At 73.3% G+C, this 21600-nt stretch carries 24 protein-coding genes; 12 read left to right on the plus strand and 12 right to left on the minus strand.

The window, feature by feature from the left end; genetic code table 11:
• The first annotated feature begins 64 nt into the window (after positions 1-64).
• Together ung and OOJ98_RS10545 are read left to right on the plus strand one after the other, a co-directional pair.
• A complete protein-coding gene (ung, locus tag OOJ98_RS10540) occupies positions 65-748 on the plus strand; it encodes a uracil-DNA glycosylase (protein ID WP_267054357.1) in 684 nt (227 codons plus the stop codon).
• Positions 749-905: 157 nt separating this feature from the next.
• A complete protein-coding gene (locus OOJ98_RS10545) occupies positions 906-1379 on the plus strand; it encodes a hypothetical protein (protein ID WP_267054358.1) in 474 nt (157 codons plus the stop codon).
• Between the two features lie 27 nt (positions 1380-1406).
• Here the strand turns inward: OOJ98_RS10545 and OOJ98_RS10550 are convergent, their stop codons facing one another.
• From OOJ98_RS10550 to OOJ98_RS10560, 3 genes are all read right to left on the minus strand, one after another.
• On the minus strand, positions 1407-1835 hold the full coding sequence (locus OOJ98_RS10550; protein WP_267054359.1) for a hypothetical protein: 429 nt from the start codon (positions 1833-1835) through the stop codon (positions 1407-1409).
• 214 nt (positions 1836-2049) lie between these two features.
• The gene (locus OOJ98_RS10555) at positions 2050-2586 is read right to left on the minus strand and encodes a DinB family protein (RefSeq protein WP_267054360.1); all 537 of its coding nucleotides are present in this window, start codon (positions 2584-2586) and stop codon (positions 2050-2052) included.
• A gap of 99 nt (positions 2587-2685) precedes the next feature.
• Positions 2686-3315: a TetR/AcrR family transcriptional regulator gene (locus OOJ98_RS10560; RefSeq protein ID WP_267054361.1), complete on the minus strand. Its 630-nt coding sequence runs from the start codon at positions 3313-3315 to the stop codon at positions 2686-2688.
• A 95-nt stretch (positions 3316-3410) separates the two neighbouring features.
• Between OOJ98_RS10560 and OOJ98_RS10565 the strand changes: the two genes are divergently transcribed.
• Together OOJ98_RS10565 and OOJ98_RS10570 are read left to right on the plus strand one after the other, a co-directional pair.
• Positions 3411-4655 carry an FAD-dependent monooxygenase gene (locus OOJ98_RS10565; protein ID WP_267054362.1) on the plus strand — a complete coding sequence of 415 codons (1245 nt, stop codon included), beginning with the start codon at positions 3411-3413 and terminating at the stop codon, positions 4653-4655.
• Entirely contained in the window at positions 4652-5557 is a 906-nt protein-coding gene (locus OOJ98_RS10570; RefSeq protein WP_267054363.1) for a Gfo/Idh/MocA family protein, read from the plus strand. Before OOJ98_RS10565 ends, OOJ98_RS10570 begins: the two co-directional genes overlap by 4 nt.
• Here the strand turns inward: OOJ98_RS10570 and lnt are convergent.
• Positions 5481-7052, minus strand: a complete 1572-nt coding sequence (gene lnt / locus OOJ98_RS10575) for an apolipoprotein N-acyltransferase (RefSeq protein ID WP_267054364.1) — start codon at positions 7050-7052, stop codon at positions 5481-5483. The two genes, OOJ98_RS10570 and lnt, sit on opposite strands and share 77 nt — an antisense overlap.
• Before the next feature lie 111 nt (positions 7053-7163).
• Entirely contained in the window at positions 7164-7652 is a 489-nt protein-coding gene (locus tag OOJ98_RS10580) for a nuclear transport factor 2 family protein (RefSeq protein WP_267054365.1), read from the minus strand.
• 83 nt (positions 7653-7735) lie between these two features.
• On the opposite strand from OOJ98_RS10580, the gene OOJ98_RS10585 reads away from it, so the two are divergent.
• Positions 7736-8524: a crotonase/enoyl-CoA hydratase family protein gene (locus OOJ98_RS10585; RefSeq protein WP_267054366.1), complete on the plus strand. Its 789-nt coding sequence runs from the start codon at positions 7736-7738 to the stop codon at positions 8522-8524.
• A gap of 28 nt (positions 8525-8552) precedes the next feature.
• Here the strand turns inward: OOJ98_RS10585 and OOJ98_RS10590 are convergent, their stop codons facing one another.
• The 3 genes from OOJ98_RS10590 to OOJ98_RS10600 form a co-directional block, all read right to left on the minus strand.
• Positions 8553-9353, minus strand: coding sequence for a GNAT family N-acetyltransferase (locus tag OOJ98_RS10590; protein WP_267054367.1), 801 nt, complete (start codon positions 9351-9353; stop codon positions 8553-8555).
• 123 nt (positions 9354-9476) lie between these two features.
• Positions 9477-9674 carry a hypothetical protein gene (locus tag OOJ98_RS10595; protein WP_267054368.1) on the minus strand — a complete coding sequence of 66 codons (198 nt, stop codon included), beginning with the start codon at positions 9672-9674 and terminating at the stop codon, positions 9477-9479.
• A gap of 115 nt (positions 9675-9789) precedes the next feature.
• The gene (locus OOJ98_RS10600; protein ID WP_267054369.1) at positions 9790-9966 is read right to left on the minus strand and encodes a hypothetical protein; all 177 of its coding nucleotides are present in this window, start codon (positions 9964-9966) and stop codon (positions 9790-9792) included.
• Between the two features lie 208 nt (positions 9967-10174).
• Here OOJ98_RS10600 and OOJ98_RS10605 point away from each other — a divergent pair, with 208 nt between their 5' ends.
• Entirely contained in the window at positions 10175-10552 is a 378-nt protein-coding gene (locus OOJ98_RS10605) for a hypothetical protein (protein WP_267054370.1), read from the plus strand.
• 45 nt (positions 10553-10597) lie between these two features.
• Here OOJ98_RS10605 and OOJ98_RS10610 read toward each other — a convergent pair whose 3' ends face one another.
• Both OOJ98_RS10610 and OOJ98_RS10615 read right to left on the minus strand, forming a co-directional pair.
• Positions 10598-11470, minus strand: coding sequence for an undecaprenyl-diphosphate phosphatase (locus OOJ98_RS10610; protein ID WP_267054371.1), 873 nt, complete (start codon positions 11468-11470; stop codon positions 10598-10600).
• A 243-nt stretch (positions 11471-11713) separates the two neighbouring features.
• A complete protein-coding gene (locus tag OOJ98_RS10615; RefSeq protein ID WP_267054372.1) occupies positions 11714-12418 on the minus strand; it encodes a TVP38/TMEM64 family protein in 705 nt (234 codons plus the stop codon).
• Between the two features lie 84 nt (positions 12419-12502).
• On the opposite strand from OOJ98_RS10615, the gene OOJ98_RS10620 reads away from it, so the two are divergent.
• The 3 genes from OOJ98_RS10620 (at position 12503) to OOJ98_RS10630 (ending at position 15555) form a co-directional block, all read left to right on the plus strand.
• Positions 12503-13201, plus strand: a complete 699-nt coding sequence (locus OOJ98_RS10620; RefSeq protein WP_267054373.1) for a DNA alkylation repair protein — start codon at positions 12503-12505, stop codon at positions 13199-13201.
• Positions 13202-13460: 259 nt separating this feature from the next.
• Positions 13461-14639, plus strand: coding sequence for an elongation factor Tu (gene tuf, locus OOJ98_RS10625; RefSeq protein ID WP_267054374.1), 1179 nt, complete (start codon positions 13461-13463; stop codon positions 14637-14639).
• Positions 14640-14763: 124 nt separating this feature from the next.
• A complete protein-coding gene (locus tag OOJ98_RS10630; protein WP_267055592.1) occupies positions 14764-15555 on the plus strand; it encodes a spermidine synthase in 792 nt (263 codons plus the stop codon).
• Between the two features lie 69 nt (positions 15556-15624).
• On the opposite strand, the gene OOJ98_RS10635 is transcribed toward OOJ98_RS10630, so the two are convergent.
• Positions 15625-16671, minus strand: a complete 1047-nt coding sequence (locus OOJ98_RS10635) for a hypothetical protein (protein ID WP_267054375.1) — start codon at positions 16669-16671, stop codon at positions 15625-15627.
• A 110-nt stretch (positions 16672-16781) separates the two neighbouring features.
• On the opposite strand from OOJ98_RS10635, the gene OOJ98_RS10640 reads away from it, so the two are divergent.
• From OOJ98_RS10640 to OOJ98_RS10650, 3 genes are all read left to right on the plus strand, one after another.
• Positions 16782-17219, plus strand: a complete 438-nt coding sequence (locus OOJ98_RS10640) for a DUF4442 domain-containing protein (RefSeq protein ID WP_267055593.1) — start codon at positions 16782-16784, stop codon at positions 17217-17219.
• 283 nt (positions 17220-17502) lie between these two features.
• Complete coding sequence (locus OOJ98_RS10645) at positions 17503-19995, plus strand: beta-glucosidase (protein ID WP_267054376.1); 2493 nt, start codon at positions 17503-17505, stop codon at positions 19993-19995.
• A 74-nt stretch (positions 19996-20069) separates the two neighbouring features.
• Positions 20070-20723: a DedA family protein gene (locus OOJ98_RS10650; protein ID WP_267054377.1), complete on the plus strand. Its 654-nt coding sequence runs from the start codon at positions 20070-20072 to the stop codon at positions 20721-20723.
• Between the two features lie 405 nt (positions 20724-21128).
• Here the strand turns inward: OOJ98_RS10650 and OOJ98_RS10655 are convergent, their stop codons facing one another.
• Entirely contained in the window at positions 21129-21569 is a 441-nt protein-coding gene (locus OOJ98_RS10655) for an SRPBCC family protein (protein ID WP_267054378.1), read from the minus strand.
• Between the last annotated feature and the right edge of the window lie 31 nt (positions 21570-21600).

Consider the following 21600-nt stretch of genomic DNA (forward strand, 5'->3'; position numbering starts at 1 on the left):
GGCCGGTAGGTTCGGAACTCCGCACCGAGGGTGTGGAACCGAATGTCCCACGGAGGTTGTTGACGTGACCGATACCGCCATGCTGCCCGCGTCCTGGCAGGATGTCCTCGGCGAGGAGCTCCAGAAGCCGTACTTCGAGGAGCTGACCGCTTTCGTCGAGGAGGAGCGGGCGAAGGGCCCCGTCTTCCCGCCCCGCGACGAGGTCTTCGCCGCCCTGGACGCGACGCCGTACGACAAGGTCAAGGTCCTGGTCCTCGGTCAGGACCCCTACCACGGCGAGGGCCAGGGCCACGGGCTGTGCTTCTCGGTGCGGCCGGGCGTCAGGACACCGCCGTCCCTGCGCAACATCTACAAGGAGATGCGCGACGAGCTGGGCCTCGACGTCCCGGACAACGGCTACCTCATGCCGTGGGCCGAGCAGGGTGTGCTGCTGCTCAACGCGGTCCTCACCGTGCGCTCGGGCGAGGCCAACTCGCACAAGGGCAAGGGCTGGGAGAAGTTCACCGACGCGGTGATCCGCGCCGTCGCGTCCCGGCCCGACCCGGCGGTCTTCGTGCTGTGGGGCAACTACGCGCAGAAGAAGCTCCCGCTGATCGACGAGGAGCGGCACGTGGTGGTCAAGGGCGCCCACCCCTCGCCGCTCTCGGCCAAGAAGTTCTTCGGCTCGCACCCGTTCACGCAGATCAACGAGGCGATCGCGGCGCAGGGCCACACCCCCGTCGACTGGCGGATTCCGAACCTGGGCTGAGGGGCCCCGGGCGAGGTGAGGGGGGCGCCGGTCGGCCGTGGCGTGTGACGGCGTCCGGCTGACAGGCCGGCGCCCCCGCCCGAGCCTGAGGGCGATTGTCAGTGGCTGCCGCTAGCGTCGCAACCGTTCGGCTTTCGTGACGACTGGTGGAGACAGTGTGACGGACATGCAGGAAGCCCCGGGGGACATCGTGATGACCCGTATCGGGCAGGCGATGATGCTGCTGCACGGAGGGGACCGCGAAGAGGCCCGCAACCGGTTCGCCGCCCTGTGGTCGGAGATCGGCGAACGAGGTGACGCGCTCCACCGCTGCACCCTCGCCCACTACATGGCCGACGCTCAGGACGACGCGGGGGACGAACTGGCGTGGGACCTGCGGGCGTTGGCGGCTGCCGACGGTCTGAGCCAGGACCGCCTCACGGCCCACCACGCCTCGCTCGCCGTGCGGGCCTTCTACCCCTCCCTCCACCTCAACCTCGCCGCCGACTACGCGAAGCTGCACCGCCCGGCGGAGGCCCGACTCCATCTCGACCGGGCCCACGCCGCCCTCGACGTGCTGAACGACGATGCGTACGGGAACGACATCCGTGAGGCGGTGCGCCGCCTGGAGCGGCAGCTGGACGCCGTGTGACGCCGGGCCGGTGACGGCCGGGGCCCGTCAATGACCGTAGACCTGATGGCAGATGCGTGCCTCGGGGCTGTCGTCGCGCCAGCCTCCGTACCCTTGGCCGAGCGCGCAGACATCACCGGAGACGGGCGGCGCGGGCGCGGGACGGGGATGCCGTTCCGCGGGAGCGGCCGGCCGGTGGCGCGGTACGTCGCCGCCGTGGTGACGGCCGTGGTGGACCGCTTCCGGCCGCCCGGTCGGGGCGGTTGACTCCGGCGGCTCCGGGCGCTGCGTGGCGGGGGAGGCCGTCGGCTCCATCGTGTCCAGGGCCTCGCGGGCCGGTGGCTGAGCGAACTCGGGGAAGACCCGGCTCCGCGCGCCCGACGACGGAGCGAGTGGCGCGGAGGGCGCGGGTCCGGCCTCGACGGAGACGCACCCCGAGGCGCATCCGCAGACGGCCAGGGCGGCCACGGTCGTCACGAGCCTCAGCGTGTTCCTGGTTCGGTGCACCCGACAACTCTGCCGTCTGCGGCGGGTGTTGGGCGCGCTCGCGGGGTCACCATGGCCCGCACGAGTGATGCGCCCGTCCGCGGTGACCCGCGGCGCCGGGCCCTGCCCGGAGTGGGGTGCGCCGGGCCTTCACCGGGGTGGGCCGTCCGCCCCGGGGGGGGGCCTGACCGGCCCCCGGGGGCCGTCAGCTTCCGGTGGTGCCGTCGATGGCCTCGCGCAGCAGATCGGCATGGCCGTTGTGGCGGGCGTACTCCTCGATCATGTGGGTGTAGATCCACCGCAGACTGAAGTGCCGGCCGTTGCGCGCGGTGCCGACGCTGAGCTCGTCGAGCCCGTGGCCGGCCGCCTGCTCCCGAGCTGCGGCTACCTCGCGCCGCCACGTGACGAGCGCCTCGGCATGGGTGTCGTCCGGGCCGAAGTGGAAGTCGCCGTCCGGGTCCTCGTCGGTCCCGTACACGCCCTCCTGGGTGCCGCCCGCGAACACCGAGACGAACCACCAGCGTTCGACCTCGGCCAGGTGGCGCAGGAGCCCGAGCAGGGTGAGCGCGGAGCTCGGCACCGCGGTCCGCTTCACCTGCTCGTCGGTGAGCCCGGAACACTTCTGGAGCAGGGTCTCGCGGTGATAGTCGAGCCAGCCTTCGAGCATGTCGCGCTCGGCGGCGTCGAGTGCGGGCTCATCGCGTCGTGCGGTCGCGGCCGACGGTACTTCGGAGGTCGTCATGGCGCCATCCTGGCCGACGGCCCCAGCCGTGGCCACCGGTTATCGCGAGGCCGGGCGGGCTCGGCACGGCCCGCCGGCCGTCGCGGCCGCGGCCGTCCGTCATCGCGGCTCAGGACCGGCCAGCATGCCGTGCAGCAGCTCGGAGAAGGCGCGGCGCAACTCGGGTTCGGACGGCACCTCGGCGTGGTAGGAACCGGCCGCGCACGAGAACATCAGGCCCTCGCTGAACGAGACGAGACTGAGCGCGTGGCGCTCCGGCGTACGGGACCCCGCCGCCGTCATCAGCGCCACGAGCGGCTCCCTGAACTGCCGCCCGGCCGCGTCGTAGAAGGCGCGCAGTTCCGGTCGACGGGTCGCCTCAAGGGCCAACTCGTAGCGGGACACCAGCAGTTCACGATGGCGGGTGAGGTAGCGGTGCAGGGCGCGGGCGAGCGCCGCGGCCAGGTCGTCGAGGCCCGCGCCCGGCACCGGCATCTCGGCCGGGGTGAGCACCGCGGCCTCCCGCTCGGCATGCCGGGCGACGGCCGCTTCGAGCAGCGCGAGCCGGGTCCGGGCCTGGTTGGAGGTGGACCCCTGCGGCAGCCCGGCCAGCTCGTCGACCGCGCGGTGGGTCAGACCGCGCATGCCCCGCTCGGTCAGGAGGGCGAGCGCGGTGTCGGCGACGAGTACGGCACGCGAGGTGCCCGGAGCGCGTACGGCACGCGAGGTGCCCGGGGTGCGTGCGGCCATGGGGTCAATCTATCCCGGGCACTACGGCTGTAGTAGCGTGTTGGACACTACAGCTGTAGTGGCCGGGTGCGGTCACCCATGCGACAGGGGGCGTCATGGACACGAAGGCGGACCGGGGGAGCGGACGGCCCCGAGCGGTGGTCGTCGGCGGCGGGATCGGCGGGCTGACCGCCGCCCTGGCCCTGCTCGGGCGCGGCTGGCGCGTCACCGTCCTGGAGCGGGCCGCCGAACCACGACCGGTCGGTGCGGGCATCGCCCTCGCCCCCAACGGCCAGCGCGCCCTCGACGTCATCGGCCTCGGCGACACCGTAAGGAAGCTCGCCGCCTGGCAGGGCGACGGGGGCCTGCGCACCCCGGGCGGCCGATGGCTCGCCCGCACCGACGCGCGGGCCGCGGCCGAGGCGTTCGGCGGGCCGGTCGTGCTGCTGCACCGGGCCACCCTGATCGGCACCCTCGCCGCCGCGCTCCCCGCGGGGACCGTACGCACCGGGGCGGCGGCGGAGCTGGCCGACCGCGGTGACGCAGGCCGCCCTGCCGTGGTCCGCACCGCAGACGGCGAGATCGAGGCCGACCTCGTCGTCGGCGCCGACGGCATCCACTCCGCGCTGCGCGCGGGTCTCTTCCCGGCCTACCCGGGGCCCGCGTACGCCGGATTCACCACCTGGCGCCTCGTCGTGCCGGCCCCCGGCAGGACCTTCCCGCCGCACGAGACCTGGGGGCCCGGCCGTCTCTGGGGCACCCAGCCCCTCAAGGACGGCCGCCTCTACGCGTACGCCGCCGCATGGACCCCGCGGGACGGGCACGCCCCCGACGGCGAACTCGCCGAACTGCGCAGGCTGTTCGGCTCCTGGCACGACCCGGTCCCGGCCGTGCTCGCCGCCGCGGACGACGGCGCGGTGCTGCGCAACGACGTCCACTGGATGGCGCGGAGCCTGCCCGCCCACCACCGCGGCCGGGTCGCCCTCATCGGCGACGCGGCCCACGCCATGGCACCGACCCTCGGCCAGGGCGGCAACCAGGCCATCGAGGACGCCGTCGTCCTCGCCCACCACGTGGACCCCCACGGCGACCTCACCGTGGGCCTCGCCCACTACAGCGCCGAGCGGATGCCCCGTACACTGGCCGTCGTCGCTCGGGCGGAGCGCGCCGCGAAGCTCGCGATGCTGCGCAACCCCGCCGGCATCGCGGCCCGCAACGCGCTGATCCGGGCACTCGGCGCGTTCGGGCCCGGCCCGATGCTCCGCTCCCTCGCGGACACCGTGGACTGGCAGCCACCCGCCACACGTATGCTGACCAGGCAAGGAAGCAGCACACCACTCGGCGACAGGGAGACCCCGTGAAGGTCGGATGCATCGGACTCGGGGACATCGCGCAGAAGGCCTATCTGCCGGTGCTGACCGCGCTGACCGACACGGAGCTGCATCTGCAGACCCGGACCCCGGCCACCCTGACCGCGGTGGCCGACACGCACCGGATCCCGGCCGCCCAACTCCACACCGATCTCGACTCGTTGCTCGCGCAGGGCCTGGACGCGGCTTTCGTGCACGCGCCGACCGCCGTACATCCGGAGATCGTGACGCGGCTCCTCGAAGCGGGCGTGGCGACCTATGTGGACAAGCCGCTGGCGTACGAACTCGCGGAGTCCGAGCGTCTGGTGGCCCTCGCCGAGGAGCGCGGCGTGAGCCTCGCCGTCGGCTTCAACCGCCGGCTCGCCCCCAGCTACGCCCAATGCGCGGACCACCCGCGCGAGTTGATCCTCATGCAGAAGAACCGGGTGGGGCTGCCCGAAGACCCGCGCACCCTGGTGCTCGACGACTTCATCCACGTCGTGGACACCCTGCGCTTCCTCGCGCCGGGCCCGGTCGAGCACACCGTCGTGCGGGCCAGGATCCGCGAAGGCCTGATGGAACACGTGGTCCTTCAGCTCTCCGGCGACGGCTTCACCGCGATCGGCACCATGAACCGGATGAACGGATCCACCGAGGAGATCCTGGAGGTCTCCGGGCAGGACACCAAGCGCCAGGTGCTCAACCTCTCCGACGTGGTGGACCACAAGGGCCAGCCGACGCTGCGCCGCCGCGGCGACTGGGTACCGGTCGCCCGCCAGCGCGGCATCGAGCAGGCGGTGCTCTCCTTCCTCGACGCCGTACGGGCCGGAAAGACGCTCAGCGCCCGGGACGCGCTGGCCACTCATGAGCTGTGCGAGCGGGTCGTGCGGGAGTCCCTGCGGCAGGCCTCCTGAACGCCCGCACCCCCTCGGCCCCGCAGAACACGACGAGGACCACCAGCGCCGAGTACACCGCCCAGTCCCCGAAGCGCACATAGGGCGTGGTGCCGGTGGTGAGCGGGATGCCGTACACGGCGGAGGTGCTGGCGGAGGTGCCGATCCAGTGGCCGATCCGGTCGCCGTCCGCGCCGTAGACCGCGCTGATGCCGGTCAGTGTCGCGTGGACCATCGGGCGGCCCGTCTCGGCGGCGCGCAGCGCGCCCAGCGAGGCGTGTTGGGCCGGCGCCCACGTGTCCTGGAACGACGAGGTCGAGGACTGCGCGACGATCAACTGGGCGCCCTCGCGCACCAGATGGCGGCTCATGTCGGGGAACGCCGACTCGAAGCACACCAGCGGCCCCACCCGCACCGCCGAGGGCAGTGTCATCACCACGGGTGTCGTGCCGCGTCGCCGGTCCTCGCCGGCCGCCTTGCCGACCGAGGTGGCCCAGCCCAGCAGCGAACGCGCCGGAACGTACTCGCCGAACGGCACGAGCCGCATCTTGTCGTACCGCTGACCGGTCGGCCCGCCCGGCCCGACCAGCACCGAACTCTTGAAGATCCCCGGCTTGTCGGACCTGCGCGCGTCCACGTTCACCAGGATGTCCGCGCCGACGTCCTGGGAGAGCTTCGCGATGCGTGCGGCCAGGTCGGGGCGGGCCGCCAGGTCCTGGCCCACGCTGCTCTCGCCCCACACGACGAGATCCACCCGCTGCCCCGCCAGATCGCGGGTCAGCGCCTCACTGCGGGCGAAGCGGGCATCGCCGTCCTCGACCACTCCGGGCTGCACCACGGCGACCCTCAGCCGGCCGTCCTGCTTCATGTGCGGAGCCCACACCCAGACCGCGCTCGTAGTGAGCGCGCACACAACGAGGGCCGACACCATGGCGATCCGCGCGGGTGGATGGACCACGCACAGGGCGACGGCGGTGTTCACCGCCACCACGAGCAGGCTCACCAGCCATACGCCGCCCACCGACATCAGGCGCAGCGCGGGCGCCACCTCCCACTGGCTCGCGCCGAGCAGGCCCCACGGACCGCCGAGCCCCTGCCACGACCGGACCAGCTCCACCATCAGCCAGCCCGACGGCACCACCGCCACCGCGGTCAGGGCGCGCGCCACCGAAGGCCGGCCGCCGAGGACCGAGCGCACCAGGACGCCCCACGGCGCCCACAGCAGCCCGAGCAGCCCGGCGAGCACCACGATGAAGACATTGAGGCTCGGCAGCAGCCAGTGGTGCACGGCGAGCATGAACCCGGTGCCGCCGAGCCACCCGTCGAGCGCGGCCCGCCGCACACTGCCCGCGGACCGGACGAGCAGCAGCAGGGGGACGAGGGCCACATAGGCCAGCCACCACAGGGAGGGCGCCGGGAACGCGAGCGCCGGCAGCGCCCCGGCGAGCAGCGCGGCAGCGCCGCGCCACCAGGCCGAATCCAGCCGTGGACCGCGCCGGCCGACCGGACTCCGCATACCGCGCCTCCTCGCCCACCCCCGTGATCCGTTGTGTCCTCCCGCCAGTGTGCGGGAGAGCGGCGGCCGCGCGCCGACGGCCCGGCGGCCCCGGCGCGTTACACCCGCCCCTCAGCCCTGCGAGTGCCCGGCGAGTGCCCCTGACAACCGCCGCCACTTCTCGAACACGGTCACCGACGTCAGCCGCCACCCGTCCGCGGTGCGGACCAGCGAGAAGGCGTACCGCCCGCCGGCCTCGAAGTCGGGCGCCGGTGCCGACGCGTCGCCCGCCGTTCCGCAGCACATCGGATTGAGGTAGTCGGCACGCAGCTCGGCCCGGTCGCCCGGGTAGCCGCCGAGATCCTGGAGGGTCAGCATCCGGTTGGTGATCAGGTGCTGGCGCACCGGGAAGAACCCCAGGGTCTCCTCCAGCCACCGCGCCACCTCCCCGGCTCCGCCCTCGATGCCGCCCGCGGCCCGGTAGTCCGCGCGGCCCTCGTCGGCGAACAGGGCGCGGTAGGCGGTCCAGTCCCCGTCGTCGACGGCCGCGGCATATCCGGTGATGAGTTCGTCGATGGCCAGCCGGTCCAAGAGGGTCCCGAGATCCACACGCTGCGTCATCGGGTCAGTCTCCGCCCCCGGGCCCGTCACGCCAAGAGCGCTGCACTTGTGGGTGGTTGGCCCCCCGTGTTACCGCTGGCGCCATGACTGATGAGACCGCCCCGGCAGTACGCAGCGAACGGCACGGCCCGGTGACGACGGTGGTGCTCGCGCGCCCCGGCGTGCGCAACGCGGTGGACGGCCCCACCGCGCGGGCCCTCGCCGACGCCTTCCGCGCCTTCGAGGCCGACGAAGGGGCCGCCGTCGCGGTCCTGTGGGGCGAGGGCGGCACGTTCTGCGCGGGCGCCGACCTCAAGGCGCTGGGCACCGCGCGCGGCAACACGGTGACCGAGGACGGCGACGGCCCCATGGGTCCGACGCGGCTTCGGCTGACCAAACCGGTCATCGCGGCCGTCGCCGGGCACGCCGTGGCGGGCGGACTCGAACTCGCCCTCTGGTGCGACCTGCGGGTGGTGGAGCAGGACGCCGTGTTCGGCGTCTTCTGCCGCCGCTGGGGCGTGCCGCTGATCGACGGCGGCACGGTGCGCCTCCCGCGGCTCATCGGGGCGGGACGCGCCATGGACCTCGTCCTCACCGGCCGGCCGGTCGACGCGGCGGAGGCCCACGCCATCGGGCTCGCCGACCGCGTCGTGCCCACGGGCACCGCCCGCGCGGCGGCGGAGCGGCTCGCCGCGGAGATCGCCGCGTTCCCGCAGACGTGTCTGCGCCACGACCGCATGTCGCTCCGCGAACAGGAGGGACTGGGCGAGGAGGCCGCCCTCCTGAACGAGGTACGGCACGGCGTCCACGCCCTCTCCGCCGAGGCGGCGGAGGGAGCTGCACGGTTCGCCGCGGGAGCGGGCCGGCACGGGACGTTCGCCGACCCGGCCTGACGGGGCGAGAGGCGGACGGGCGGTCTCGTTACGGGCGGCGGATGTACGGCGTCGTCACGGTCAGCGGTACGAAGCCGAGGCGCTGCAGGATGGGGCGGCTCTGGTCGGAGGCGTCGACCTGGAGGTAGCGGCAGCCCCGCTCCGCGGCGATGCGGGCGCGGTGGGCGATCAGGGCGCGGTAGATGCCCTTGCCGCGCCACCCGGGCAGGGTGCCGCCGCCCCACAGGCCGGCGAAGTCGGTACCCGGGTAGAACTCCATGCGGGCCGCGCTCACCGGCACGTCACCCGCCATGGCCACCACCGCGACGAGGGTGTCGGGAGCCGCGGCGAGCTGGGCCAGCAGCCGCTCCCGCAGGCGGGAGGCGTCGCCGCCGAAGGCGCCCTCGTGGACCTCGGCCAGCAGGTCCACCCCGGCCGCGTCGGTCACGGGGTGCAGGGAGATGCCCGGGGCCGGGTCGGGGTCGCGGGCGAGGTCCGCGACCCGGGCGACCATGACGGTCTCGTCGGGCTCGGCCTCGAACCCGGCGGCCACCAGGCGCTGCCCGAGGTCGGCGGGGCAGTCGTGGGCGTACAGCTTCCACTCGCACTCGACACCCAGGGACGCGAAGTGGCGTACCTGCTCGGCGATCTGGACCTCCGCGGTGGCCGCGGTCAGGTCCGACCAGAGGACGCCGTTCCACACGGGTGCGGGGCCGACCTGGCGCACAACGTCGCCGCTGCGCTCGATCCTGGCACCCGGCCCGTCGGGCAGGGCGCGCTCGCGCAACTGCCGGTCGAAGAAGGCGAGGAGTTCGTCGTCGGTGCCGCTGTTCAGGGGCTCGGTGTCCATCGGGCCACTCCAGCACCGCGGCGAGGCGCCCGGCAACCGGAATTCGCTCGGCCTGGGCCGGGCGGAGCCGGGATGTGCCCGGACGGGACGGGGTGGGAGGACGGGACGGGATGTGCGGGGCGCTCAGGCCCGCGGCCGTGCGGTGGCTCCCGCGGCGAGCGGCGCCGCGTCGCCCACGGCCGCCGCCCAGTCGGCGAGCAGCCGCTCGTACTCCTCCGCGGGCCACTGCCCGTCCGCGCCGTCGACGAGCGCACGGATGGCGTCGTTGGCGGCATCCGCGTCGGGCGGCGCGGTGCCGGGCCGGTCGGGGGAGGAAGACATGCGTCCAGGCTACGGGCCCGACCGCCCCGGCGGGCGCGTGAATTGGTCAAAGCCCAGGTGGGCGGGGTGCGGGGTGGGCAAGGTCACAGGGTGCGGGGGTTTGGGAGGCGCGGGATCAGGCCGCTTGCGCGGTGTCGTCGCGCACCGCGGCGGCCCACTCGACGAGGAGCCGCCGGTAGCGCTCCTCCTCGTCGGGGGAGAGGCGTCCGTCGGACTGCTCCCACAGCGAGCGGATCTCCGCGTTCACCACGTCGGCAGGGCGAAGGCAGCGGCGGTCGAAAGTCGGGGGCATGAGGACAAGCCTACGGCCATGAGGTGACCGAGCGCCACGGAGTGGGAACTCTCAGCCAACACCGGCCGGTTGAGCGCGGTGGCGGGGCCGGTCGGCGCGGGTGCCGAGGGCCGGAACCGGACAGGTCCCGGCGGGGCCCGCTCAACTGTCCGGCGCGGTCCGGGCGTTGTCGCGTACCGCCGCGGTGGCCGCCGCCTATCCTCGCGGCATGGAGCAGAGCGAGGTTCTCAAGCGAGTGATCGGCATTCTCACCGAGGCCGGGGACTACCGCCGCCGTATGGAGCAGGACGGCGAACGGAGCGGCGGGGAAACGGAGATCGGCATCGTCACCGCTCTGCTCAACGAGACGATGCCGCACATCGCGATCCCTGCCGACGCGACGCCGCAGGAGATGGCGACCCTGGTGGCCCGGGAGGTCGGCGGCGCCATCCGGCAGCTGGTGGCCGCGTTCAGCCTGGCGTTCGTGGCGCTCGCCCAGGTCCACGACTCCGGGGAGCAGGACGTGTCGTCGGCCGACGTGCTGCAGGACTTGGCGCTGCGCGCCGAGGAGGTCAAGGGGGACGGACCCGACCCCGCGGCCGGCTGAACGGCCGGGGCCGAGTGGCCGAGCGTGGCGGGCGGCGCCGCCGGGTCAGAGCCCGCCGCCCGCGTCGGGGCTGAGGGTGCCGGCGCCGATGAGCACGAACAGCACGACGCCGAGCACGATCCGGTAGACCACGAAGGGCATGAAGCTCTTGTTGGAGATGAACGACATGAACCAGGCGATGACCGCGTAACCCACGCCGAAGGCGATGACCGCGGCGAACAGCGTGGGCAGCATGGGGGCCTGTCCGGGGCCGCCCGCGTCCTTCAACTCGAAGACCCCGGAGGCGAGAACGGCGGGGACGGCGAGCAGGAAGGAGTAACGGGCCGCCGCCTCGCGGGTGTAGCCCATGAGGAGGCCGCCGCTGATGGTGGCGCCCGAGCGGGAGACGCCGGGGATGAGCGCCATGGCCTGGCACATGCCGTAGATCAAACCGTCCCTGGTGCTGAGTTCGTGCAGCGACTTGCGCTCACGCGCCGCGCGGTGGCGCCCGCCCGACTCGTCGCGGGCCGCGAGCCGGTCGGCGATCCCGAGCACGACGCCCATCACGACGAGGGTGGTCGCGATGACCCGCAGATCGCGGAAGGAGGTGTCGATCTGGTCCTTCAGGACGATGCCGAGCACCCCGATCGGAATCGAGCCGACGATGACGAGCCAGCCCATGCGCGCGTCGCTGTCGCCGCGCAGCGCACGGTCGGTGAGGGACCGGAACCAGGTGGAGACGATGCGCGCGATGTCCGAGCGGAAGTAGATCAGGACGGCCGTCTCGGTGCCGATCTGGGTGATGGCGGTGAACGCGGCGCCCGGATCGTGCCAGCCCGCGAACGCCGCGGTCAGCCGCAGGTGCGCGCTGGAGGAGATGGGCAGGAACTCCGTAAGACCCTGGACGAGCCCGAGTATGAACGATTCGAACCAAGACATGGGTTGCTGCGCCATCCAAGGGGGTCGGGGTGAGGGCCGTGCGGGCACGTCGGACCGGCCGAAGCGTTCGGGGACGGCACGGGCGCACCCCAACTCCGGCGATCTTGCACGGACCGAGCCGCACGGTAGCCACCGCGGGTGAACGGACGGTTGCGGGAGGATCGCGCCGCGGGAAAACGGAGGGTTGCGGGGCGGGGATGCGGCTCGGCGCGCGCGCCCGCAGGTGGCCTGCTCCCTGCCGGCCTAGTCCCGGCGCAGGCGGTGGCGTTTGCGCCAGGCCACGGCGGCGGCCGCGATGCCGCTCACGACGATGAAGCCCATCGCGATCAGGAAGGCGGGCGAGGTCGGCGACGAGGCGCTGCTGCCCGCGACGACGTACGCCAGGGTGTTGGGCACCGACCCCGCGCCCGTCGCGAGCAGGAACGGCGCCCACCCCATGCGGGAGACCGCCGCGCAGTAGTTGGCGGCGGCGAACGGCACCCCGGGGAACAGGCGGATCGCCATCATCGAACGGAACCCGTGCCGCGACAGCTGCCCGTCGGCCGCCGTCAGCCAGCGCCCCCGCAGCAGCGGGCGCAGTGCGTCCTGGCCGAGCATCCGGACCAGGCCGAACGAGATGCCCGCGCCGAGCACCGTGCCCACGAGCGCGGCGACGAGTCCGGCCGTGGTGGCGAACAGGGCCCCCGCCGCCAGATTGAGGATCGGGCGCGGCACGAACGCCGCCGTGCACAGGCCGTACGCCACCGCGAAGAGCGCCACCGCACCCGCCCCGCCCACGTGCGGCGGCCAGCCGTCGGCGAGCATCCGCTGCGGCTGCAGGACGAGTACCGCGGACCCGGCGGCCACCAGGACGAGCACCAGCAGCGTGAACCGCGACCACGGCGACAGGAGCGCTCTGCCGCAGCGGGCGGCGAGGGCGGACGTGGGCCGGGCGGCGGTCTCGGACATTTGGGGAGAGTAACCGACCGGGACGCCCGCCCGCCGTGACCGAGGTCCCCCGCGGCCGGTCCCGCCGTGCGTACGGTGGGCCCCATGACCCCCCGTGCGCCCCGCAGCCCGCTCGCCGACGACGTCCTCGCGCGCCTCGTCGAGGTCTACTCGGGCGCCGCGAACCCGCACCGGGCCGCCGAGATGGTCGCGTACATGAAAGGCATCGCGCCCTTCCTCGGCATCCGCACCCCCGAACGCCGCGCGTTGTCGAGGGCCGTGCTCGACGGGCTCCCCGCGCCCTCGGAGGCGGACTGCGCGGCCGTCGCGCTGCGGTGCTGGGCGCTGGAGGAGCGCGAGTACCACTACTTCGCCGTGGACTACCTGCGCCGCCATGTCCGGGTCTGCTCGTCCGGGTTCCTTCCCGTCGCCCGGCACCTCGTCGCCACCACCTCCTGGTGGGACACGGTCGACCACCTCGCCGCGCACGTCGTCGGGCCGCTCGTCGCCGCCGACGAGGAGCTGACGGCGGTGATGGACGCGTGGATCGAGGACGAGGACCTCTGGATCGTCCGCACCGCCCTCCTCCACCAGCTCACCTACAAGCAACGCACCGACGCAGACCGGCTGTTCGGCCACTGTGTGCGCCAGGGCGGCCACCCGGACTTCTTCATCCGCAAGGCCATCGGCTGGAGCCTGCGCGAGTACGCCAGGACCGACCCGGGCGCGGTCCGCGCGTTCGTGGCGGCCGAGCGCGCGCACCTGTCGCCGCTGTCCGTGCGCGAGGCCCTGAAGAACCTGTAAAACCATTCGACGCGCCGTCGCCCACCAGGGATGATCGGCGGCATGTCCAGGTACGCCTTCCTCGCAGCGCCGTCCGCAGTCGCGGACGCGCCGAAGGCTGCCGCCACCACGGCCGCGTACGCCGTCGCACCCGCAGCGCCCCTCGGCGGCGCCCGAAGCTGACCCTTCCCGGAGATTCCGGCGGACCCCGCACGGGGAGGGTCGGCCGGATCTCAGGGGTCCCAGCACCGCTTTGCGATCATGCGAGGGACATTCAGCCATGCCCAAGACGGCATACGTGCGCACCAAGCCGCACCTCAACATCGGCACCATGGGCCACGTCGACCACGGCAAGACGACGCTGACCGCCGCCATCACCAAGGTGCTCGCCGAGCGCGGCAGCGGCAGCACCACCCAATACGTTCCGTTCGACCGGATCGACCGGGCCCCGGAGGAGGCCGCCCGCGGCATCACCATCAACATCGCGCACGTCGAGTACGAGACCGAGACCCGCCACTACGCGCACATCGACATGCCGGGCCACGCCGACTACGTCAAGAACATGGTCACCGGCGCCGCCCAGCTCGACGGGGCGATCCTCGTCGTGTCGGCGCTCGACGGGATCATGCCGCAGACCGCCGAGCACGTCCTGCTCGCCCGCCAAGTGGGCGTCGACCACATCGTGGTGGCGCTCAACAAGGCGGACGCGGGTGACGAGGAACTGACGGACCTCGTCGAGCTCGAAGTGCGCGAGCTGCTCTCCGCGCACGGATACGGCGGCGACACCGTGCCCGTCGTGCGGGTCTCGGGGCTCAAGGCCCTGGCGGGCGAGCCACGGTGGACCGAGGCGATCGGAGCGCTGCTCGACGCGGTGGACACGTATGTGCCGCTGCCCGAGCGCTATGTCGACGCCCCGTTCCTGCTGCCGGTCGAGAACGTACTCACCATCACCGGGCGCGGGACCGTCGTCACCGGGGCCGTGGAGCGCGGCACGGTGCGGGTCGGCGACCGGGTCCAGATCCTGGGCGCGGACACCGAGTCCGTGGTCACGGGGGTGGAGACGTTCGGCAAGCCGATGGAGTCGGCGCAGGCCGGCGACAACGTCGCGCTGCTCCTGCGCGGGGTGCCGCGCGACGCGGTCCGCCGCGGGCACGTGGTCGCCGAGCCCGGCAGCCTCACGCCGAGCCGCAGGTTCACCGCGCGGGTGTACGTCCTGTCCACGCGTGAGGGGGGCCGCTCCACGCCGATCGCCACCGGCTACCGCCCGCAGTTCTACATCCGCACCGCGGACGTGGTCGGCGACGTGGACCTCGGCGAACTCGCGGCGGCGCGGCCCGGCGAGACGGTCACGATGACCGTGGAACTCGGCCGCGACACCCCGCTGGAGCCGGGCCTCGGCTTCGCGATCCGCGAGGGGGGCCGCACCGTCGGCGCCGGAACGGTCGGCACGCTCCTCTGACCGGGCACCCCGCCCCCACCCGCACCCGGGTGGGGGCGGGGCGCACAATGGGGAGGTGAGAGACGAGCCGCACGCCGAACCGATTCCCGTCACCCGGGACGTCGACTGGGGCACCGCCAAGCTGATGCCCGACGTCGACCGGAAACGGGCCTGGCTGCTGACCGTGGACGGCGCGCCCCAGTCGTACGTGGACCTCGACGACCCGACGTACATCGAGTTCGAATACCTGCGCCGCCTCGCCCACGTCGTGGACTGCGCGGCCGACGAAGGCGCGCCCCTGGACGTGCTGCACCTCGGTGGCGGCGCGCTCACCCTGCCCCGTTACGTCGCCGCGACCAGGCCCGGCTCGCGCCAGGACGTGGTGGACGCCGACCGGGCGCTGATCCAACTCGTCCGTGAACACCTGCCGGTGCCGCCGGACGCCGGGATCGAGGTGCACGCCGCCGACGCCAGGGAGTGGGTGGAGCGGGCCCCCGCGGCCTCGGCCGACCTGCTCGTGGCCGATGTGTTCGGCGGGTCGCGGGTCCCCGCGCACCTCACCTCGCTCACCTACGCCCAGGCGGCCCAGCGGGTCCTGAAGCCGGGCGGTGTCTATGCGGCCAACCTCGCGGACGGCGCGCCCTTCACCTTCCTCCGCTCCCAACTCGCCACCTTCGGCGCGGTGTTCGCGGAAGTCGCGCTGATCGCCGAACCATCGGTCCTGCGCGGACGGCGCTTCGGGAACGCGGTGCTGCTCGCCTCGGCCCGCCCCCTGGACGTGGCGGCGCTCGCCCGGCGCACCGCGGGGGACGCCTTCCCTGCCCGGGTCGAGCACGGCGACGCGCTGCGCCGCTTCGTCGGCGACGCCCGGCCGGTCACGGACGCCGACGCGCGGCCCTCACCGGAGCCGCCCGACGGCGCGTTCAGCATCGGCTGAGGCCGGGGCGCGCCCCACGCGCGGCCGGGCGGTCGCGGCCGGAAGCGGCCGCGACCTACAGCGGTCGCGTCAGGAACCGGAGCCGGAGGTCGGCACCAGACGGATCGTGGTGAGGATCTTCTGGATGGTGTCCTCGGTGATCGCGTCCGGCACGCCCGTGTTGGCGATGAGGCTCCACGCGGCGAGGTCGCCCTTGGCGGTCTTGAAGCCGAAGAGCACGGACTGGCCGTCGGTGGAGCACTTGTCCGTCTTCTTCACGTTGGTCGCCTTGGCGCGGACCACGCTGCCCTGGAGGCCGGACTTGGTCGTGTAGGGGACCGGCTTCTCCGAGGTGATGTTGTTCTTGTCCGGCTGCGTGTAGGCGTAGTACAGCCAGTCGTCGGCCTGCTCGGCCGCGTCGGCGGTCGACTTGGCGCCGTTGGCACCCTTCGTGCCGACGCTGGCGAGCGCGGTGTTCTCGTCGCTGCCGCCACCGCTCTTGGTGGTGCACCACTTCGACTTGTAGTAGGCGGGCGAGGACATCATCATGCCGCCGAACCCGTTGGGGTCCGCCTTGTCGGACCAGCCCACGCTCATGCCGGGGCTGTCGACCTCCCAGTCCGGCGGTACGTCGAAGGCGTCGCCCCGGGTGGGGTTCACCACGACCTTCCAGCCGGCGATGACCGGCTGGACGTCGGTGCCGGCGCCACGCGGGTTGGGGGCGGCGGAGGAGGGTGCGGCCGAATTCGAACCGGACGCCGAGGGCGACTTCTTGTCCTTGCCGTCGGCCTGGTCGGTGCCCTTGCCGTCGTCCTTGAGGACCACCACGCCGGTCACGACGGCGGCCACGACCACGGCGGCAGCCGCGACGATGGCGATGAGGGTGGTCTTCTTCTTGTCGTTCTTCGGCGGCTGCGGCGGCCCGGGTGGGCTGCCGACCGGGTACTGCGGCACCGTCGGCTGCTGGTACGGGTTGGGCGTCTGGTAACCCTGCGGTGGATACCCGGGCTGCTGCGCGGGCTGCGGGCCCGGCTGCTGATAGGGATTCGGCTGCTGGTACCCCGGCTGCTGGTACGGGTTCTGATTCGGATCCTGCGGGTTCTGCTCGCCCCCGGGCGGCTGCTGTCCTGGCCACATGGCCAGTAACCATAGAGGTGCACCCGTGCTCCTGCTACGGCCGCCCCCGCCGGGGGATGGCCAAGGGCTGCTACTCATGGGTAACATCGGGTCCCATGAGCGCTGATCAGATGTCCGTGGGCGAGATGCTCGCCGCCACCGTTCCCATGGCGAGGACCCTCAACCTGGAGTTCCTCGAAACCACCCCCGAGCGTGCCGTGGTGCGGCTGCCGGACCAGAGCGACTACCACAACCACGTCGGCGGACCCCACGCCGGCGCCATGTTCACGCTCGCCGAGTCCGCCAGCGGCGCGATCGTCATCGCCGCCTTCGGCGACCAGATGAGCCGGGCCGTGCCGCTCGCCGTCAAGGCGGAAATCGGCTACAAGAAGCTCGCCATGGGCGTCGTCACCGCGACCGCGACCCTGGGCCGCCCCATCGCCGACGTGGTGGCCGAGCTGGACGCGGGGCAGCGCCCCGAGTTCCCGGTCGTCATCGAGATCACCCGCGCCGACGGCGCCGTGACCGGCGAGATGACCGTCGTATGGACCCTGCGCCCCAACTCCTGATCACCCGCTGAGCGTGGGCGCGCGAGCCGCTGCGTAAGGCCGGCGCACGCGAGCCTCGGCGTACCCGAAGGCGCCCCCGGCCACGACCGGGGGCGCCTTCGGCGTTTCCCCGGCACCGCGGGCACCCGCCTTCCACCGGACGGTCCCAGGTTGCGCGATGCCCGGGGCGCCTGACGGATGGTCAACTCCGACGTGACGCATAGTGCGTTCACACGCTGATCAGGGACCGCCGGCCGTGCCGCGGTCCATCACGTCGTGCCCGCGCACAAAGGAGTGACGGTCCATGTCCCACCCGGTTACCCGAAGGTCAGCACTGCGTCTGCTCGGCGGCGCCGTCACGGTCGCGGCGGCCGCGACCGGCACCCTCACCGCCCCCGCCGCCGCCCTGCCCCGGGCCCGCACCGGCCCCCCGGCCTCACCGAGGGTCGAATCACTGCTCGTCCGCCTCACCCTCGACGAGAAGATCGCCCTGCTGCACGGCTCGGCCGACCCGCACGGCCTCGGCCAGGCCGGCTACCTCGCCGGCGTGCCCCGCCTCGGCATCCCCCCGCTCCGGCTCGCCGACGGGCCCGCCGGCCTGCGCGTGAGGGAACACGCGACGGCGCTGCCCGCCCCCGTGCTGCTCGCCGCCACCTTCGACCCGGAGCTGGCCCGCGCCTACGGCGAGGTGCTCGGCCGCGAAGGACGCGCGCTCGGCCAGGACGTCGTCCTCGCCCCCATGGTCAACCTGATCAGGACCCCGTACGCCGGCCGCAACTTCGAGACCTTCTCCGAGGACCCGCTGCTCAGCGCGGACCTCGTCGCCGAGGAGATCCGCGGCATCCAGAGCCAGGGCCTCATCGCCACCGTCAAGCACTTCGCCCTGAACAACCAGGAGCAGAACCGCACCTCCATCGACGTCCGCATCGCCGAACAGCCCCTCCACGAAATGGAGCTGCGCGGCTTCGAAGCGGCCGTCACCGCGAAGGCGGGCGCCGTGATGGGCGCGTACAACAAGGTCAACGGGGCCTACGCCTGCGAGAACAAGCCACTTCTCAGCGACATCCTGCGCGACGGCTGGGGCTTCGAGGGGTGGGTGATGACCGACTGGTTCGCCGCGCACAGCACCGTCGCCTCCCTCACCGCGGGGCTCGACATGGAGATGCCGAGCGGCCCCTACTTCGGCGACGCCCTGAAGAAAGCCGTGGGCGACGGCAGCGTGGCCGTGGCGCTGGTCGACCGCTCCGTACGCCGTGTCCTCGGCGTCATGGAGCGCTTCTCGCTGCTCGATACCGAAGCTCCCGCCCGGCCCGCCCGCGACCCGCAGGCCGGCGCCGACGTCGCTCTCAAGATCGCCAAAGCGGGCGCGACCCTGCTCCAGAACCGGGCCGCCACCCTCCCCCTCACCGGCGCCGCGGCCCGTTCCATCGCCGTGATCGGCCCCACCGGAGCCCTCCCGTTCATCGGCGGAGGCGGCAGCGCGCACGTCGTCCCCGACCGTGCGCAGAGCCCCCTCGACGCCATCAGGGCCCACGCGGGCAAGGACGCCGACGTCACCTACACCATGGGCGAGGACCTCTACGGCAAGCCGCTGCCCGGCACTTCGGCGGGCGCCGACTTCGAGGGGCAGCGCGTCGCCGCCGGCGTCACCTTCACCTACGACGGCACGCTCACCGTGACCGACCCCGACGAGTGGACCTTCACCATCCACTACAGCGGTGACCGTCCCAAGGTCGTCCTCGACGACACCGAACTCTTCCCGCCCGCGCCCGGCCTCGGCGAACTGTTCGGCGGCGGACTCGTCGGCGCCGCCCCCGACGGCCTGGACGTCCGCCGCAGCACGGTCGCCCTCGCCGCCGGCCCGCACCGGCTCACCGTCTCCGCGAAGGGCGGCGGCAAGGGCCAGCTCTTCCGGCTCCGCCGCACCACGGGCGCGACCCGGGCCGCCGACGTCGCCGACGCGGTGCGCGCCGCACGGGCGGCCGAGAGCGTGGTCCTGTTCGCGTACGAGGACGCCACCGAGGGGGCCGACCGCACCGGCCTCGCCCTGCCCGGCCACCAGAACGAGCTGATCGACGCGGTCGCCGCCGCCAACCCCCGCACCACGGTGGTGCTCAACACCTCGTCCAGCACCACCATGCCGTGGCTGGCGCGCACCGGCGCCGTCCTGCAGATGTACTACCCAGGCCAGGAGGGCGCCGAGGCCACCGCGGCCGTCCTGTTCGGGGAGTGCGACCCCGGCGGCCGGCTCACCCAGACCTTCCCGGCCTCCGACGACCGCCACCCGGTGGCGAAGGAGCCGCGCCGCTACCCCGGCGTGAACGGAACGCAGGAGTACTCCGAGGGCATCCACCTCGGCTACCGCTGGTACGACGCCCAAGGCGTGACGCCGCTCTTCCCCTTCGGACACGGCCTGTCCTACACCACGTTCGCCTACTCCGGTCTGACCGTCGGGCCCGACGGCGACGGGCTCGCCGTCGGCTTCACCGTCCGCAACACCGGCAGCCGCGCCGGCGTCACGGTGGCCCAGGTCTACCTCGGTCCCTCGCCCGACCTCCGCCTCGACCAGGCGCGCCGCGCCCTGGCCGGCTACCGCCGCCTGGAGCTGGAGGCCGGTGCCGACCGGCGCGTGACCGTACGCATCCCGTCCCGCTCGCTCTCCTCGTGGGACCCGGCCCGGCACGGCTGGGTGCTCGGCACCGGAACGCGCGAGGTCGGCGTGGGCGTCTCCGCGCGCGAGCTGCGGCTCGTCGGCCGTGGCCAAGTCGCATCGGCCCCGGCCGCCCCTCAGCCCTGACCGGGTAGGCTTCCCGGCGTGCGCCAGGGGGGCGCACGCCGGGCCGTGACCCGGTGCGAGCGGGAGGAAGCGCGTTGCACATCCAGGAGTGGCTGGAGCACATCCCCGCCGTCAGTGTCTATCTCCTGGTGGCGCTCGTCATCGGCGTGGAAAGCCTCGGCATCCCGCTGCCCGGCGAGATCGTCCTGGTCAGCGCGGCGCTGCTCGCCTCACAGCAGGGGCACATCAACCCCGTCGTGCTCGGCGCCTGCGCCACCGCCGGTGCGGTGGTCGGCGACTCGATCGGCTACGCCATCGGCCGCAAGGGAGGCAGGCCGCTCATCGCGTGGCTGGGCCGCAAGTTCCCCAAGCACTTCAGCGAGGGCCATGTCGCCATGGCCGAGCGGTCCTTCCAGAAGTGGGGCATGTGGGCCGTCTTCTTCGGCCGTTTCATCGCCCTGCTGCGCATCTTCGCGGGGCCGCTCGCGGGCGTCCTGCACATGCCGTACTGGAAGTTCCTCATCGCCAACGTGCTCGGCGGCATCTGCTGGGCCGGCGGCACCACGGCCGTCATCTACTACCTCGGCATCGTCGCCGAGTCCTGGCTGAAGAACTTCTCGTACCTCGGTCTGGTGGCGGCGCTGCTCATCGGCGTCGCGTCGATGCTGATCGTCAAGAACCGGGCGAAGAAGTCCATGGCGGAGGCGGAGGCGGCGCGCTCGCGGGAGAACGTCCCGGCCGGCGACTGATCGCCTGCGGCGGGCGGGCGGGGTGTCGGGATCCCGGCCCACCGAGACGCAGGCCCGACCCGTCGTCTGCACACCGTGCCCGCGTCTTGCGCAGTTCCCCGGGCCCCTGGGTGGGTCGCCCTTGGCAGGGTGCCCAGCCCCCGCATCCTCGCCCCTCTTGTCAGCGCGCCTGTCCCGGGCCACCTCCTCAGCCCGTCCGGCGTTTGAGGACGAGCGCCCTTAAGGCGCGAACGGGGTCTGGGGCGGAGCCCCAGCAACCCCGCTTTCGGGTGCGGACCGTGCCCGCGTCTCGCGCAGTTCCCCGCGCCCCTAAAGACGTAGGGCACCCGGCACCGAGCCCACCGCCCCCAGTAGGGCACCCGGCACCGAGCCCCGCGGCTCGTGACCGTCGCGGGGGAGGTGCGATCAGGGGGTGTCGCGGAGCAGTACCTTCGCGGCCCGGCCGAAGACGACGCGCCCCGCGAGCGCCGTCAGCGGATCGAGGGCGCCCGGCACGCCCCGTACCCGCAACTCCTCGCGCCAGACCACGTACGCCCCCGAGCCCGCCGCCCCCACCTCGATCTCGGCCCAGCCACGAATCGTGCGGCCCCGCTTCTCCAGGCGGCACCGCCCCGGCGTGCCCGGGACCGGTGGCTGCCAGCGGGTGATCTCCATCGGGTCCTCGAAGCAGAGCCGTCCCAGGCCGGTGCGGGCCGAGAAGACCGTGCCCCTGCCGGTGGGCGGGGCGGTGCGCACGACGACGCGGGTCAACGGCACGCCGTCGCCGTGCCGTTCCCAGTCGGTGAGCCGCCGCCACGCCTCGTCGGGGGTCAGTTCGGTGCGGCGGTCGATCCGGAAGAGTGCCATCGCGCGATCCTAAGCGGGCCCCGGCCGCGAG

The organism is Streptomyces sp. NBC_00083 (assembly GCF_026343295.1).
GTDB lineage: Bacteria > Actinomycetota > Actinomycetes > Streptomycetales > Streptomycetaceae > Streptomyces.